A 14,195-nucleotide genomic window follows, 5' to 3' on the forward strand; every position below is an offset into this window, starting at 1 on the left:
CATTCAAGAATCAGTCGTTGGACTGGTTCTTTTTTTTATGCCTGAAAAATTGAACCGTACACAAAACGACCGTCCTTCTGCACATGGACGGTCGTTCGAATTGATTCTTTCTGTTAATCAGGGAGGTTAGTGAAGACCCCATCAATTGCCTGGTATTCGTCCGCAGTCAACGTAACGGATAATGTTTGCGCATTTTGCTCGACCTGGGCGGCTTTGCGCGCACCCGGAATGACCACGGCGACCGCCGGGTTCTGGATGTACCACGCCAAAACCAGCTGACTTGGCGTTACGTGGTGTGCCGCCGCAATGTCCTTAACGCGGTCCATACCCGCAACAATTTGTTTAAACCGTGCGCCTTGGAAGTTCGGATTGTGGGACTGCCAGTCATCGGGGCCAAACTGCTCGTCCCCCGTGTACTTACCCGTCAGGATACCCGAGGCGAGTGGGTAGTAAGGCACAAAGCTGATGCCCTGCTGCTGTAAGTACGGAAACAGCTGTTGCTCGGCGTCACGCTGAACGAGGCTGTACGCATCCTCGACCACATCGACGTAACCGTCCTGGTTAGCCTCTTGCACCTGCGCCGGCTTGAAGTTGGACACACCGATTGCACGAATTTTGCCGGCTTCCTTTAACCGCTGCAAGGCACCCACCGCTTCATACTTAGGTGTATCCGCGTCTGGAAAGTGGATATAAAAGATATCGATGTAGTCGGTACCTAGCCGCTGCAAAGCCGCGTCGACTGCCCGGGTAAGAAATTCGGGGCGGTTGTTGGGGTGCAGATCCTGGTCGGGATCTTGCGCCCCTTTGTCAGCGATGACTACATCCTCACGCTTGTAGTCACGTAGTACTTCGCCAATAAGCTCTTCCGAGCGGCCCACGCCGTACATAAACGCGGTGTCCAACGTCTTCACGCCATGATCCAGCGCGGCCCGGACAACCGCACGCCCATCGTCGTCGTTCAGACCCGGGAACAGGTTGTGGCCGCCGACTTTGTTGGTGCCCAATCCCAGTGGGCCACTGGTAACCTCGCTATGACCAATTGTAATTGTCTTTGTCATGGTTCACACTCCTTACCAATAGTTAGTTTTATTGTAGCGCCCGTGTGTGAATGATGCTAGGCGTTAGATTAGGGCAAAGTGGCGTAACCCCTTTGGAATGCCCTTATGCATGTTATCGGCGGTCACAAACTCAGCAGCATGCCGGGCCTTGTGCGTCCCGTTCTGCATGGCCACAGGGTGGTCAACCGCGTCTAGTAACGGTAAGTCGTTATCGGCATCCCCGAATGCGTAGGTTGGCACACCGTGCAGCGCAGGCTGTGCGAGCAGTTCCGCGATGCCACTAGCTTTGGAAACGTCTTGGCTGATGGTATCCACGTCGTACGGTGAGTCACGATAAAACGCCATCTCGGGGAATTCACGCTGGTAAGCGGCTTTGACCTGATTGCCCGCGTCGTCGTTGCCAATGAACAGCAACATCCGGGTGAGGGGCGTGGTGGTATCGAAGTCGGGGTCGATCACCGGTTGCACCTGCTGGACGTCCGCGTAGTTAGCCCGCGTGAGGCTGTCGTTGCCTGACAACACAGCGTGGTGCTCATTGTAGTACGCCACCTTGAGGCCATCACGCTTGGCGGCCGCGTTGATACGTTCAACCAGTTTCGTCGGGATATAGTGCTGCCCCACGGTGTGGTGGTTAAACAGTACCGTTGCCCCGTTACCGGCCACGACGGTGTTGATCTTGGTGACAGCCATCAACGTGTCGATTTCCCATAGGTCGCGGCCGGTCGTAATGACCGGTAACACCCCGTTGGCCCGCAAACGTTTGATGGCCGAAAGGTTGCACGCCGGCAAAGTTTTGTCGTCCGCATACAACGTACCGTCCAGGTCAAAAAAAAGACTACCGCTCGATACATATCATCGTCTCCTTTAACGTATAAGTTAGGATAACCATAGCAGTTTTAGCAACCGCTTACAACACCACGCGTCCTGGTCCGCTGTAGTTGCGTTGTGTGCCAACTTACTTTAGAATTGTAAGCAGTAATGAACGGAATGCTGGGGAACTACGCGGACGTGTCACCCCCCAGCAAGGAGGATATTGATGCCACAAATGGTTACCTTTGATAATATTGATACTTATACTCAGCACGGCACGGTGGTGCTCGATCTGTGGGCGCCTTGGTGTGGTCCATGCAAAATTTTGAGCCCGCTACTCGCTGAATTGGAACAGGAGCTCGATGGTTTGACGGTGGTTAAGCAGAACGTGGACGATGACAAACGCCTTGCGGAGCGGTACCACGTCCAGTCGATTCCGACGATGGTCATTTTCCAAAACGGTCGCGCGGTGGAAAAGGTCACGGGCGCATTTCCTAAAGATAAGCTACGGCGGTATTTTGAGCAGAAGATTGCTGAGGGGCAAAACGACTAGCTTTATTTGGCTCCAAAATATGCAAACGAAAAATCGCGGTTGGGCCACGCAACGTTACGTGGCCGGGCCGTGCTTTTTTTATGCGTGCTACTTTGCCAGCCCCCTCGGCTGGGTTAAGATAGAGTGACAGAATTGACCTAGAGTGGGGTGACTAATAATGGCAACCGTCGATAAAGCGGAACTACTGGATACCTGCCTGTTAGCGGGACGAATCATGATCGAGGGTGGCAGCGAAATGTACCGGGTGGATGACACCATGGCGCGCATCATCGATAACGCGGGGGTCCGCGGTGTGTCGCTCTTTACCACGCCCACGGGCATCGTGGCCGGCTTGAACAACCAACAGTACGTGCAAGTGCGCCAGATTCAGCGGCGTGAGATTGACCTGGAGAAAGTGAGCCGGGTCAACCAGCTTTCCCGGGAGTTCGCCGCGGGCCAGTTAACGCTGGCGGAATTGCACCACCATCTACGGGCCTTAGCCCTCCACGTCCCCTTTTTCCCGATGTGGCTCCAAATTATTGGTGCTGGCGTGTTGAGCGCCACGATGATGGTGGTCTTCACCCAGCGGTACGATTGGTTCGACATTCCCATTGCGGCGGTAGCTGGCATCGTTGGTTTCTTGGTGTCCACCTACATCAGCCGGGTAACTAATGTCCGGTTCGTGGCTGAGCTCGCGGGGTCGTTGGCGCTGGCACTGGTCACGCTGGTGGCGTGCAAAGTTGGTTGGGGACTCAATCCCGATAATATTTTGATTGGTGCCGTGATGCCGATGGTACCCGGGGTGGCCATTACTAACTCGATTCGTGACATGATGGCGGGGCACCTGTTGACGGGACTTGCACGGGGGATGGAAGCCGTTCTGACTGCGTGCGCGATTGGTTTTGGCATCGCGGTCGTATTGCCGTACTTTTAGGAGGGCACCATGAATATATACATACAAGCATTAGTGCAGTGTGTCTTTGCCTATCTGGGGACCGTTGCCTTTGCGCTCATCATTAACGTTCCCCGACGGGCACTCAACTTAGGTGGTTGGGCCGGAGCGACTGGTTGGATGGTGTACTGGGTACTGTTCAAAGTCGGGTGCTCCATCGTGCTCGCTAACCTGCTGGGGGCGTTTGCGATTGGTATCGCCGCCATCGTCTTTGCCCGTTGGCGTAAAATACCGGTGATTGTCTTCACGATTCCTGGCCTGGTGCCGTTGGTGCCTGGCGGAACGGCGTACGAGGCCGTGCGCATGTTTGTGGAGGGGCAAACGGACGCGGGGATTGGGTACCTGGTGCGGGTCATCATGGTGGCAGGCGCGATTGCGGTCGGTTTCATGCTCGCCCAACTCTTTGGCGACCTCACCAAGCGTCGTATCCGGCTCCGGTAGCGTGAATCAGGACCGCACGCATAATTCTGTCTACTTGCGGTTGAGCGTTGGGGTACACCCAGCTCGCGGAATAGCGACGGCACGGCCACTTGTCCCGGACGCGGCTTTGCAGTAGAATAACAGTATGCGATGAGTCGAGTAACACACTATGTGTGAAAGAAAACGGCCAGCATGTTTCACCCACCGGATTTGCGGGCGCTGGTTTTCCCTCTGGATTGTGGAGTCCATGGAATCGGCCGTGGGTTACCACGACTGCGTGCATAAGCCTGCCGATATTTTCGGTAGGCCTTTTTTTATTTCTGGGTGGTGCGCCAACATTTCCTGGGTGTCGGCCACCAAAGATGGCAGGGAGGTTCTATTGATGGCGGCAATTTTAACTGTAGATGGCATACATAAATCCTTTGGCAGTCACCAAGTCCTGCGCAAAGTAAGCTTTACCGTGGAGCCAGGTCACGTGGTCGGCCTCGTTGGTCCTAACGGTGCCGGCAAGAGTACCATCATGAAAATCGTGCTGGGACTGATTCCCTACGACCGGGGTAGTGTCACGATCGATGGCGTTCCGGTCAGTATTACCAGCCACCGGACGTTGGGCCGTGTCGGTGCACTCATTGAGTATCCGGGTATCTACCCATTTCTGACTGGGCGGCAACACTTGCAACTCTTTGCACAGGGTGCGAACAAAAAGCAACGAATTCAGGCCGTAGTGCACGATTTGGGCATGGAAAAGTTTATTAATAACAAGGCCAAGCGGTACTCGCTGGGGATGAAGCAAAAGCTGGGTATTGCCCAGGCGTTCCTGAACGAGCCGGCACTAGTAATTCTGGATGAGCCCATGAACGGCCTCGACCCTGAGGCCGTCAAGCAACTGCGGGACCTGATCCGCGCCAAAGCCGACGCGGGTGTCAGCTTCCTGATTTCGAGTCATATTTTGAGTGAACTGGAAAAGGTCGCTGACGACGTCTTGATGCTGAACAAGGGACTGATTGTTGAGCAAACCACCATGCACGCCATGGTCAACCAGGGTGCAGAGGTGTACTTGGTACGTACTGCCGACGACCAGGCCACCAAGCAAGCGTTGGGCAACGCCAGTATCCCCATCATGGAGAGTCCGCAGGGGATTCTCATCAACCACGAGGACCTCAACGACGTGCTCCGCGTGCTCGTTATGTCCAACATTCACGTGGAGGACATTGCCCACGTCCAGCACGACCTGGAAAGCTCATTTCTCGATATGATCAACAGCGGCAAAGGGGGCGCGGTCGATGCTAACGCTCGTTAGACAAGAACTGTACAAGCTATTTCATAAAACGGGTACCTGGGTGGCAATGGTCATCATGGTAGCCATCCAAGTGGCGTTTGCTATCGCCGCGCGGCAACTCCCGGACATCTTTAACGCGACCGCACTTTTTAACGACCAGTTCGTGGGTGGCGAACTCGTTATCTTCTTGGCCATCGCCCTGACTGCTAGCATTATTGCCATGGAGTTCCAGTACGGGACGATTCGTCAGTTGCTGTACCGGCGCTATTACCGTAGCCAGGTGTTTGTCAGTAAAGTCATCACCGTCCTGATTGGCTTGGTGTTGATGGAGGTGCTCAGCAATGCCGTGACTTGGGCGCTGAAGTTCGGGCTGTTTCCACAAGTTGACCTCAATACTAAGGTAAACGGCGGGCGGACCTTGCTGGTGTATTACGCCCAGAATTTGGGCGCGACCCTACTGACGACGTTGCTACTTCTGAGTTTGGTGCTCCTACTGGCGACCCTATTTAAGAGCAATGCCGCTGCAATCGTTACCGGGATTATCGGCTACTTTGTGGCCAGTCTTGCCGGTAGCTTCTTAGTGTTACTCATTGGTCAGTACGAGTGGGTCAAGTGGAATCCGTTTACGATGCTGATGCTGGCAAACCAGGTGGATACGCCCAGTTATGCGCAGCTAACCATGCTGAGTACTCCGGTGATGATTGGTTGCTCGCTGGGGTACACGGTGGTACTCGGGTGCTGTGCCTACTTGAGTTTTCGGCACCGGAGCGTTTAAGATGATGTTGTTTTGGGGGTGCAATGATGATTAATGATCCACAGTTTCAGGCATTATCCGCCCGCGCACAACGGGTCGTGGGCCTAGTATTATGGCGGGGAAACCCAGACCGGGAGATTACCGTTGCGCAGGACACCTTTTATGCCCGGCTCAAGTTGTTTCCGGGCCAAACGGGGGCCACAATGGTCGAGCGGGCGCTAGCCGACTTGATCAACGAGTTGCGCCACTCGCTGCTACCTAACTTCATGATTCGCGTGGGCGATAATGATGTGGGGGAGCAGGAGCAGGTGCTGACGATTACTTACTAGACATTTGGTTTTGGGGGCGAGGACGTTACGGTCTAGCCCCTTTTTTTTATGCCCATGTAGGGGGTCGGTCGCCCGTATTTGGTCCAGAAGCGTTTTTTTGTCATCTTTAAGCGCACACAGATTGGACTATACTAGTGGTATAAGCGCCTTAATGTAATCCAGAATACGATGAGAAAGGAAATCAGTATGAGTAGGTTTGACCGTGTAATCACAATTGTCATGGATGGACTTGGTATTGGACCAGCCGCGGATAGCGCGCGGTTTGGGGACGCAGGTGCGGACACGTTGGGTCATATTGCGGAGTATATGGGTGCCGACTGGCGGTTGCCCAACCTGCAACGGCTGGGCCTCGGTAATATTCGTGAAGATGACGAGATGATCGGTATCACACCGGTCACGGCACCGCGGGCGGCGTATGGTCGCATGGCGGAAATCTCTGCCAGCAAGGACTCGGTGGCAGGTCACTGGGAGATGATGGGCGTACCCGTCACGGAGCCGCTGGCGCTCTTTCCGCATGGTTTTCCACGCGAACTCATCGAGAAGATCAGCAACTTTGCCCAACGACCGGTCATCGTGAACAAGCCATACTCCGGCGCTGCGGTCATTCATGACTATGGCGAGCAACAGCGCAGTACTGGGGCGCTGATCGTGTACACGTCCGCTGATTCGGTGCTGCAAATCGCGGCTAACGTGGACATTTTGCCACTGGATGAACTGTACCGGATCTGTGCGTACGTGCGGAGTATTACCACCAAGCCGCCGTACCGGATCGGCCGCGTTATTGCCCGGCCGTACACGTTTATGGCTCCAGACGACTTTACCCGGACCAGCGACCGGCGCGATTACACGCTTAAGCCGACCAGCACGACAGTGTTAGACCGGCTCCAAGCCGCGGGCGTGTCCACGTACGGCGTGGGGAAGATCAACGATATCTTCTCCGGAATGGGCCTCGATGATGGTGTCCATACCACCAGTAACCACGACGGCATGGCCCAAACTTTGCGGGTCGTACGTAGCGGTCGTGGTGGCCTGATTTTCACCAACCTAGTGGACCTCGACGCTAAGTATGGTCACCGGCGTGATCCCGCTGGTGCCGCACGGTCGCTGGAAGAGTTTGACCATGATGTGGGGACCTTGCTGCCAGAACTGGGTGACCGGGATCTACTGCTCATTACGGCGGATCATGGTAACGACCCCACATTCCACGGCACGGACCACACGCGTGAGCTGGTGCCACTGTTAGCCTACTCGCCAAGTTTGGTCAGCGCCACGGAGCACGACGCACCTGCACTGTTGCCGCTGGGGATCCGGGAGCCGTTCAGTGATTTGGGTGCGACCATCCTCGACAACTTTGGGGTCGATAACGGTCCGTTCGGCGCCTCCTTCATGAACGCCCTCAACGCCGAGCCAGCCATGGCTTAGCCGTAATGTAGGCCGCACACTTTGGTCGGGCTTGGGCCCCCCTACCCAAACGGCGGGTGAGTCTGCTATGCTAGTAGCAAGTAAAAGGGGGCAACGACCATGCGTGACCATAAATACGGGTTGGGGACATCCAACCTTTCGATTTTTCTCGTGTTAATGACAGTGGTGTTTGCCTTCGTGTTGGATAAGGCTTTTGACCGGTATTCGCTCATGTGGTGGCTGTGCGTGGTCACGTACCTGGTGATCATCGCTGCTATTGACCTGGCGGTGACTAACCAGCGTCGGCGCAGACAGCGTAACCAGGAGCAACACCGGCACAAGTAAGGTGGTACGTCAGTGGTAGCCAGCCACTGACAGTAGGTAAAGTAATAATCAAAGGGGCCGCGACAACGTCACAGCTCCTTTGTTAGTTATACGGAAAGTTGAGGTATGTATGCGTAACGAATTGGGACACGTCCGGCCAGTTGCACCGGCAGCCCGGCAGATGACAAATTGGGACATGTGCGCCACGTGGATCGGTGCCAACGCCAATAACGGAACCTGGTACATTGGCGGAGTCATCGCCGCGGCGGGGATGCTGACCGCGTCAACGGCCCTGGTCGTCTGTGGCCTGGTCTCGTACGTCCTGTTGGCGCTAGCCAGCTACATGGGTTACCGCACGGGATTACCCGCAATGGCGTTGACGCGTCCTGCCTTTGGGTTACGGGGGTCGCTGGTCCCGTCCGTGATCAACGTGGTTCAATTTATCGGTTGGGCGGCCGCCAACACGTTTATTGCCGCTATTTCGATTGCAACGATTCTGCACGACCTCCTTGGCTGGCCGGCGTATGGCACGCCTGGTGGGCACCGGGGCCTCATTGTGGGCATCCTGGTGATGTCAATGCTGCATATGGCTTCGATTGCGTTGGGTGAGCGGTCGGTGCGCATGATCGAACGGGTCGGGATCGTGTTAGTGATGGTTTTCGTGGTGTGGGAATCCATCGTCGTGTTTCAGCACGTCTCCCTGGGCGCCATCATGGCGTGGCGTCCAGCAACGCACTTACGCCTGACCGGTGGTGCCGCCATCGACGTTCTGGCGGCCTTCAACCTGGCGTGGGTCACCGCGGCGGCGGATTTTTCCCGGTTTACCAACAAACCCCACGCCGCAACGACCTGGTCCTTTGTGGGGGCCAACATCGGGCTGTTCTGGTTTGCCTTTATTGGCTTGGTGGCAACAATTGCAACGGCCATCACCATGAACCACTTTGATCCAAATGATTCTGATCCTTCCACCATTGCGACCAAGCTGGGTTTGGGTGTGTTGGCACTATTGGTGATCGTGATCACTAGCACTACGGCCAACGCGGTCAACCTGATGGCGGCGGGGTCTGCCGTCACCAACATGTGGCACCGCATGACGTTACGGCCCGCGTTGTGGTTGGTGACGGGTGTTGCCACCCTGGTGTCCTTCGTACCGCTGTTTTTTTGCCACGTTCCTGGATGCCTTCACGGCCTTTTTGGACATGATTGGGATGTTTCTGGGCCCTGAAATTGCCGTCTTTCTGGTGGACTTCTTCATCTTGCGGCACCGGCAGTACGACGCACCAGCGATGAACCGTCCGGGTGGCCAATACTGGTATTGGCACGGCGTCAACTGGCGGGCCTTGGGGGCCTGGGCGCTCGGCGTGCTGGGCTACTTTGCCTGTCGCCGCGTGCCGATGATTGCTGACCACGTGGGGGCCACCTTCGTCGCGATGGCGGGAACGGCCTGTGTGTACCGGGTGTTGAGTCGACGCCAGCAGTCAAAGTAGTGGTATACCGTCCGGATCAAAAAAGTGTTGCCTCAATCACGAGACAACACTTTTTTGTGCGCTAAGTTAACCCTGCAGCACCGGCAGCACGTGAATCAGTCCTACCCCTGCCGCAGCCAGCTGGCTGTGCCACCGCTGAACATCGGTGTCGGCGACCGGACCAGTGAGGACCGTCGTTCGTCCCCGGATACGCTGTACCCGACCGGTGATGCCGAGTGCGCGCAGTTGTTCCCGGGTGAAACCCGTTCCGGTGATGCTGACAAAGCGTGGTGCGACCCGGTGCGCGGAATCCGCCACAATGGCTGGGGTGTCCGTGTCAACGAAACGCTCCGGCGTGTTGCCGTAGTGGATATCGTCAGCCAGGTCGAGCAAGTCTGCGACGATGGAGTTAGCGGTGGGCAGCGAACCCGCGCCGGGGCCCACCATGCTCAACCGTTTAACGTTTTGGGAATCGATCAGTACGGCGTTGTTTTCATCGCGGACGGCCGCTAGTGGGTGGCCCAATGGTACTAAGTGCGGAGCGACCCGCAAACAGAGCCCGTCTGGCGTTAATTCACTCACCGCCAGGGGCTTGATTGCGTACCCCCAAATGCTGGCAGTCACGAAATCTTGGGGCTGGAGGGTGGTGATGCCTGAATATCCACGTCGTCCATAGACGGGTTCATGCCAAAGGCAAAGCGGGTCAGAATCAGCAACTTGTACGTGGCATCCAGCCCCTCAACGTCGTTCGCGGGGTTAGCTTCCGCAAACCCTTTGCGTTGGGCCAATGCCAGCGCGTCGTCGTACGAGGAGCCGTGGGCAATCATCTGGGTGAGGATGAAGTTACTGGTCCCGTTGGCGATCCCCGTGATCCGCGAAATGGGGTCGCCGGCGTAAGCGTTACGGAGCGTGCGTAGGACGGGGATAGCCCCCATGACTGCGGCTTCATAGTACAGCCCCACGTGGTGGGTGGCCGCAATCTGGCTGAGTTCGATACCGTCAGTGGCAATCAGGTCCTTATTGGCCGTGACGACGTGTTTACCAAAGGTGAGCGCCGTCTTGATCAGCTCCTTGGCCTTGGTGGTGCCGCCAATGGCTTCAACCACCACGTTGATTTTAGGGTCAGTCACGATACTTTGACTGTCGGTGGTGAGGGCGATACCGGGATATTGAGCTTGGCGCTCCGGCGTGACGGTGCGCACCGCAATGCGTGTGATGCGTAGCTGGCGGGCAGCGAGTCGTGGTTGGGGGTCCTGTAAAATGTTGACCAGGCCGGAGCCCACGGTCCCGAGGCCGAGTAGACCAATGTTAATTGTGTTCATGGTCACCGATCCCTTCTACGGTTGCGTGGCGCCGCCAATTTTGGCAAAGGCCTGGGCCAAGTCGGCAATCAAGTCGTCAGGATCCTCCAAACCGACGGAGAACCGCAATAAGCCAGGGGTAATCCCGGACTTAGCACGTTCTTCGGGACTCAGTTCGGCGTGGCTCATCTTGGGCGGGTAGGACAAAATCGTTTCGGTCCCGCCGAGGGAGACTGAGAACTCCGGAATCGTGGTGGTTTCGGCTACCGTACGGGCGGCGTCCTCGCTGCCCACGTCAAAGCTGAGCACGGCACCGCCGTTGACGGCCTGACGTTGTTGGGTGACGTAACCGGCGTTGCTTGGTAGCCCCGGGTAGCACACGCGCGTTACTTGGGGTTGTTGCTCCAACCACGCGGCAATTCGCTGGGCCGCCGCACTGGATTGTTGCATCCGCACACCCAGGGTCTTGATACCGCGCAACAGCAACCAGCAGTCGGTAACGCCCAACGTGGCCCCGACGGCGTTCTGGATAAAGTAGATGCGGTCAGCGAGGTCCTGGCGGTCGGTAACTACGGCGCCGGCCACGATGTCAGAGTGCCCGGCCAGGAACTTCGTGGCCGAGTGGACGACGATGTCCGCACCGAGGTGTAGCGGCTTTTGCAGTACTGGTGACATAAACGTGTTGTCCGCGATGGCAATGAGACCGTGTGCGTGGGCGATATCAGTGACGGCCTGAATATCAGTCACGGCCAGAATGGGGTTGGACGGCGTTTCGATGTAGATAGCTTTGGTGTTGGGCCGAATTGCGGCTTTGACTGCGTCCAGATCACCGAGATCCACAAAGGTGTGGTCAATGCCAAAGCGGGGCAGAACCTCCTCCAGCACGCGGAACGTCCCGCCATACACGTACTTGGACACGATCAGGTGGTCACCTTGGCTGAATGTCATCAGCACGGAGCTGACGGCCGCCATCCCGGTACTGAATAGGTAACCAAACTTACCGTCCTCCAACGTGGCGACGGCGTGCTCGGCGACGTCCCGGGTAGGGTTGCCGGAGCGGGAGTAGTCGTACTTCCCGAAGTTGTCGAAGCTGGCCTGGTTGAAGGTCGATGACAGCTGGATGGGGGTGTTGACCGCGCCCGAGACGGGGTCGGCCACGGTGGTGGCTTTAATAATTTTTGTCCAATCGTGCATAGTGGTTCTCCTTTATGAGTGCTGACAAAGTAACGGTAGTAATCCGACTACACGGACGTGACGCTATTAGTTGGTGGCGTCGGGTGCCGCGGCGGCAATGGCCTGGGTCAAATCGGCGAGCAGGTCGTCTTTGTCTTCAAGGCCGACCGACAGCCGGATGAGCTGGGGCGTGATGCCCAATTCGAGGCGGTCACCAACGGGCATGTCGTGGTGCGTCTGGACGTACGGCACGGTGACGAGTGACTCGGTGCCACCGAGACTCTCTGCGAACGAACAGACTTGTAGGGCGCGCAGAAAGCGGTCGACGTCAAAGTCGTCAGCGAGGTAGAAGCTGATCATGCCGCCGACGCAGCGTAGAGTACGCGGTCGACACCCGTAATTTCAGGCAACGCGTGGGCCAGGTACTGAGCGTTTTCGGTGTGGTACTTCATCCGCACGTGTAACGTCTTGAGTGACCGGATCAGCAGCCAGCTATCAAACGGGTCGAGGTTTTGGCCCGTCGTGGTGAGCTGGAAGCTTAACTTATCGGCCAGGTCATCATCTTTGACAATGACCGCGCCAGCCAGGATGTCGTTGTGGCCGCCGAGGTACTTGGTGGCTGAGTGGACGACGATGTCCGCGTCGTCATCGAGCGGATTCTGGTAGATGGGGGTCAGGAAGGTGTTGTCGACGGCAATGAGAATGTCCGGCCGGGTCGCGTGCACGGTGCGGGCCACCGCCTCGATGTCGATGATCTTCATGGTTGGGTTACTAGGTGTTTCCAGCCAGATTAGCTTGGTTTCAGGCTTGATCAGGAGGATCAGGTCGTCAACGTTTTTGCCGTTCCACTTATCGTAGTTCACGTGGTAGCGTTCTTGGCGTTCATCAAAGTAACGGAAGGAGCCACCGTACAGGTCGTCGCTGGCAATGAAGTGGTCGCCGGTGGCCGTGAGGGTAGAGAACACGAGGTCGATGGCGGCCATGCCGGAGCTGGTGGCAAAGGCATGGGTGCCGTGCTCGATGGCGGCGAGCTGCTTTTCTAGTTCGAGCCGCGTGGGCGTAGTCATCCGGGAATAGTCAAAGCCGGTTGATTGGCCGAGTCCAGGGTGACGGAATGCGGTCGAAAAGTTGAGGGGCACCACGACGGAGCCAGACCGGTCGTCCTCAGTACCATTAGTGCCTTGAACCAGTTGCGTTGCGATTTTAGTCATGTGCAGTAACCTCCTGTGGTGTTAATTGGTGAACCCAGTGACGGTAAAAAGTAGCGGTGTCGTGTTGCCACGAATTAACGGGCCGCATGTCATGATCAAAGTAATTACTTGGTGGTGCGACGGTCAAACCGCGGTGCTGGTCGCGGTGAAATTCACTCGCTAGCGTGCCGGTCCAGTACTCGAGGTGACCGGTGATGTAGGTTGAACGCAGCGCCGCGTCGGTGATAATGGTGGCGCCAATGCGGTCGTCGCCAGCAACCACTTTCCCGTGCTGTACGCTCGTGATTGGGATGGTGAAGTACCGCGAATGGGGCATCGTGACGCCATTGGTAGTGTAGATGCCGTTAATTTTGTGGGTGATTTGGTGCCCGTCCGCCACCCCGTCCACGTGGAGGGCGGCGTATGCGCCCCAGCACAGGAAGAGGCTGTGTTCTACGTGGGTTCGGCGCCACGTCAGTAGTTGCCGAAACTCAGCCAAAAGTCGACGGCGGTGAACGGTAATTGGTCGAGTGCCGCGCCGGTGACAATCAAACCGTCAAAATGTTGGTCGGCCATCTCAGCCAACGTCGGGTAGGCGGCCCGAATCGCCGCCGCGTGGTGGCGTACCTGGTGGGTGGCCGGTAAGGCAAAGGTCAGCGCCAAGTTCGTGTCGGTATTGCCCAAAGCCGCGGCAATCTGTTGCTCGGTCACAGCCCGAGTGGGCATTAGGTTGAGCACCAGGATCCGCCGGGCATTAGGCGCGGGCCGGATATGGTTACGGGTCAAGCCGGTAGTAATGGCAATGGTCATCTTGGGTCGCCTCCTTTGGTCAGTTGATGCCGATGGTATAAAAAAAACCGCCACACAAGTAATAAATACTCATGTAGCGGGACGATTGGCTCGTGTTACCACCCGTTTTCTGGTTGCCGTCACCGACAACCACTCTAACAGTACGGCGGCATGCACCACGATACTGACCCACGTTAACGGGTGGGTACCGGTGTATACTCACATACGCTCGTATACACTCGACTTTGCTCTGAGACCATATTCACGTGCCGTGCGGTGATCGGCTCCCAGCAACCTCCGATTCTCTGCGCACCCACGACGACGTTACTCATCTCCGCGTCATTAATATTGTCATTATATTAAATCATTATTAGAGATGGGTCAAGTAGCCTAATTTTGCGGGGAATCGTAGCTGAC

At 56.6% G+C, this 14,195-nt stretch carries 11 protein-coding genes and 4 pseudogenes; 9 read left to right on the top strand and 6 right to left on the bottom strand.

Annotated features, from left to right (window positions below):
- Positions 1-113: 113 nt before the first annotated feature.
- A complete protein-coding gene (locus JCM13996_RS08625; protein WP_054750824.1) occupies positions 114-1,058 on the bottom strand; it encodes an aldo/keto reductase in 945 nt (314 codons plus the stop codon).
- A 63-nt stretch (positions 1,059-1,121) separates the two neighbouring features.
- Positions 1,122-1,880, bottom strand: a complete 759-nt coding sequence (locus tag JCM13996_RS08630; RefSeq protein WP_082383903.1) for a Cof-type HAD-IIB family hydrolase — start codon at positions 1,878-1,880, stop codon at positions 1,122-1,124.
- 214 nt (positions 1,881-2,094) lie between these two features.
- Here JCM13996_RS08630 and trxA point away from each other — a divergent pair, with 214 nt between their 5' ends.
- The 9 genes and pseudogenes from trxA to JCM13996_RS08675 all read left to right on the top strand — a co-directional run bounded on the left by trxA (position 2,095) and on the right by JCM13996_RS08675 (position 9,346).
- Entirely contained in the window at positions 2,095-2,421 is a 327-nt protein-coding gene (trxA, locus tag JCM13996_RS08635) for a thioredoxin (RefSeq protein WP_054750826.1), read from the top strand.
- A 157-nt stretch (positions 2,422-2,578) separates the two neighbouring features.
- On the top strand, positions 2,579-3,334 hold the full coding sequence (locus tag JCM13996_RS08640; RefSeq protein ID WP_054750827.1) for a threonine/serine exporter family protein: 756 nt from the start codon (positions 2,579-2,581) through the stop codon (positions 3,332-3,334).
- Positions 3,335-3,343: 9 nt separating this feature from the next.
- Positions 3,344-3,793, top strand: a complete 450-nt coding sequence (locus JCM13996_RS08645) for a threonine/serine exporter family protein (RefSeq protein WP_054750828.1) — start codon at positions 3,344-3,346, stop codon at positions 3,791-3,793.
- Positions 3,794-4,154: 361 nt separating this feature from the next.
- On the top strand, positions 4,155-5,072 hold the full coding sequence (locus tag JCM13996_RS08650) for an ABC transporter ATP-binding protein (RefSeq protein WP_054750829.1): 918 nt from the start codon (positions 4,155-4,157) through the stop codon (positions 5,070-5,072).
- Complete coding sequence (locus JCM13996_RS08655; protein ID WP_054750830.1) at positions 5,056-5,826, top strand: DUF2705 family protein; 771 nt, start codon at positions 5,056-5,058, stop codon at positions 5,824-5,826. The genes JCM13996_RS08650 and JCM13996_RS08655 overlap by 17 nt, the downstream gene beginning before the upstream one ends.
- 23 nt (positions 5,827-5,849) lie before the next feature.
- Positions 5,850-6,134 (top strand): hypothetical protein, encoded by a 285-nt coding sequence (locus JCM13996_RS08660; RefSeq protein ID WP_156321933.1) that lies wholly within the window; start codon positions 5,850-5,852, stop codon positions 6,132-6,134.
- 186 nt (positions 6,135-6,320) lie between these two features.
- Positions 6,321-7,556, top strand: a complete 1,236-nt coding sequence (locus JCM13996_RS08665; protein ID WP_054750832.1) for a phosphopentomutase — start codon at positions 6,321-6,323, stop codon at positions 7,554-7,556.
- 99 nt (positions 7,557-7,655) lie between these two features.
- Positions 7,656-7,880 (top strand): hypothetical protein, encoded by a 225-nt coding sequence (locus JCM13996_RS08670; protein WP_054750833.1) that lies wholly within the window; start codon positions 7,656-7,658, stop codon positions 7,878-7,880.
- Between the two features lie 109 nt (positions 7,881-7,989).
- A pseudogene (locus JCM13996_RS08675) lies at positions 7,990-9,346 on the top strand (cytosine permease).
- A 66-nt stretch (positions 9,347-9,412) separates the two neighbouring features.
- Here JCM13996_RS08675 and JCM13996_RS12985 read toward each other — a convergent pair.
- The 4 genes and pseudogenes from JCM13996_RS12985 to JCM13996_RS12990 all read right to left on the bottom strand — a co-directional run bounded on the left by JCM13996_RS12985 (position 9,413) and on the right by JCM13996_RS12990 (position 13,799).
- A pseudogene (locus JCM13996_RS12985) lies at positions 9,413-10,647 on the bottom strand (homoserine dehydrogenase).
- A 15-nt stretch (positions 10,648-10,662) separates the two neighbouring features.
- The gene (locus JCM13996_RS08690; RefSeq protein WP_054750836.1) at positions 10,663-11,820 is read right to left on the bottom strand and encodes a trans-sulfuration enzyme family protein; all 1,158 of its coding nucleotides are present in this window, start codon (positions 11,818-11,820) and stop codon (positions 10,663-10,665) included.
- 66 nt (positions 11,821-11,886) lie between these two features.
- Positions 11,887-13,010, bottom strand: a pseudogene (locus JCM13996_RS08695) (trans-sulfuration enzyme family protein).
- Positions 13,003-13,799, bottom strand: a pseudogene (locus JCM13996_RS12990) (homoserine O-acetyltransferase/O-succinyltransferase family protein). The pseudogenes JCM13996_RS08695 and JCM13996_RS12990 overlap by 8 nt, the downstream one beginning before the upstream one ends.
- Positions 13,800-14,195 lie beyond the last annotated feature (396 nt).

The organism is Lacticaseibacillus thailandensis DSM 22698 = JCM 13996, assembly GCF_001312865.1.
GTDB lineage: Bacteria > Bacillota > Bacilli > Lactobacillales > Lactobacillaceae > Lacticaseibacillus > Lacticaseibacillus thailandensis.

Coding starts and splice junctions, on each gene's coding strand:
- JCM13996_RS08650 (WP_054750829.1), top strand. CDS start 4,155: ATGGCGGCAATTTTAACTGTAGATGGCATACATAAATCCTTTGGCAGT.
- JCM13996_RS08670 (WP_054750833.1), top strand. CDS start 7,656: ATGCGTGACCATAAATACGGGTTGGGGACATCCAACCTTTCGATTTTT.
- JCM13996_RS08640 (WP_054750827.1), top strand. CDS start 2,579: ATGGCAACCGTCGATAAAGCGGAACTACTGGATACCTGCCTGTTAGCG.
- JCM13996_RS08625 (WP_054750824.1), bottom strand. CDS start 1,058: ATGACAAAGACAATTACAATTGGTCATAGCGAGGTTACCAGTGGCCCA.
- trxA (WP_054750826.1), top strand. CDS start 2,095: ATGCCACAAATGGTTACCTTTGATAATATTGATACTTATACTCAGCAC.
- JCM13996_RS08690 (WP_054750836.1), bottom strand. CDS start 11,820: ATGCACGATTGGACAAAAATTATTAAAGCCACCACCGTGGCCGACCCC.
- JCM13996_RS08645 (WP_054750828.1), top strand. CDS start 3,344: ATGAATATATACATACAAGCATTAGTGCAGTGTGTCTTTGCCTATCTG.
- JCM13996_RS08660 (WP_156321933.1), top strand. CDS start 5,850: ATGATGATTAATGATCCACAGTTTCAGGCATTATCCGCCCGCGCACAA.
- JCM13996_RS08665 (WP_054750832.1), top strand. CDS start 6,321: ATGAGTAGGTTTGACCGTGTAATCACAATTGTCATGGATGGACTTGGT.
- JCM13996_RS08655 (WP_054750830.1), top strand. CDS start 5,056: ATGCTAACGCTCGTTAGACAAGAACTGTACAAGCTATTTCATAAAACG.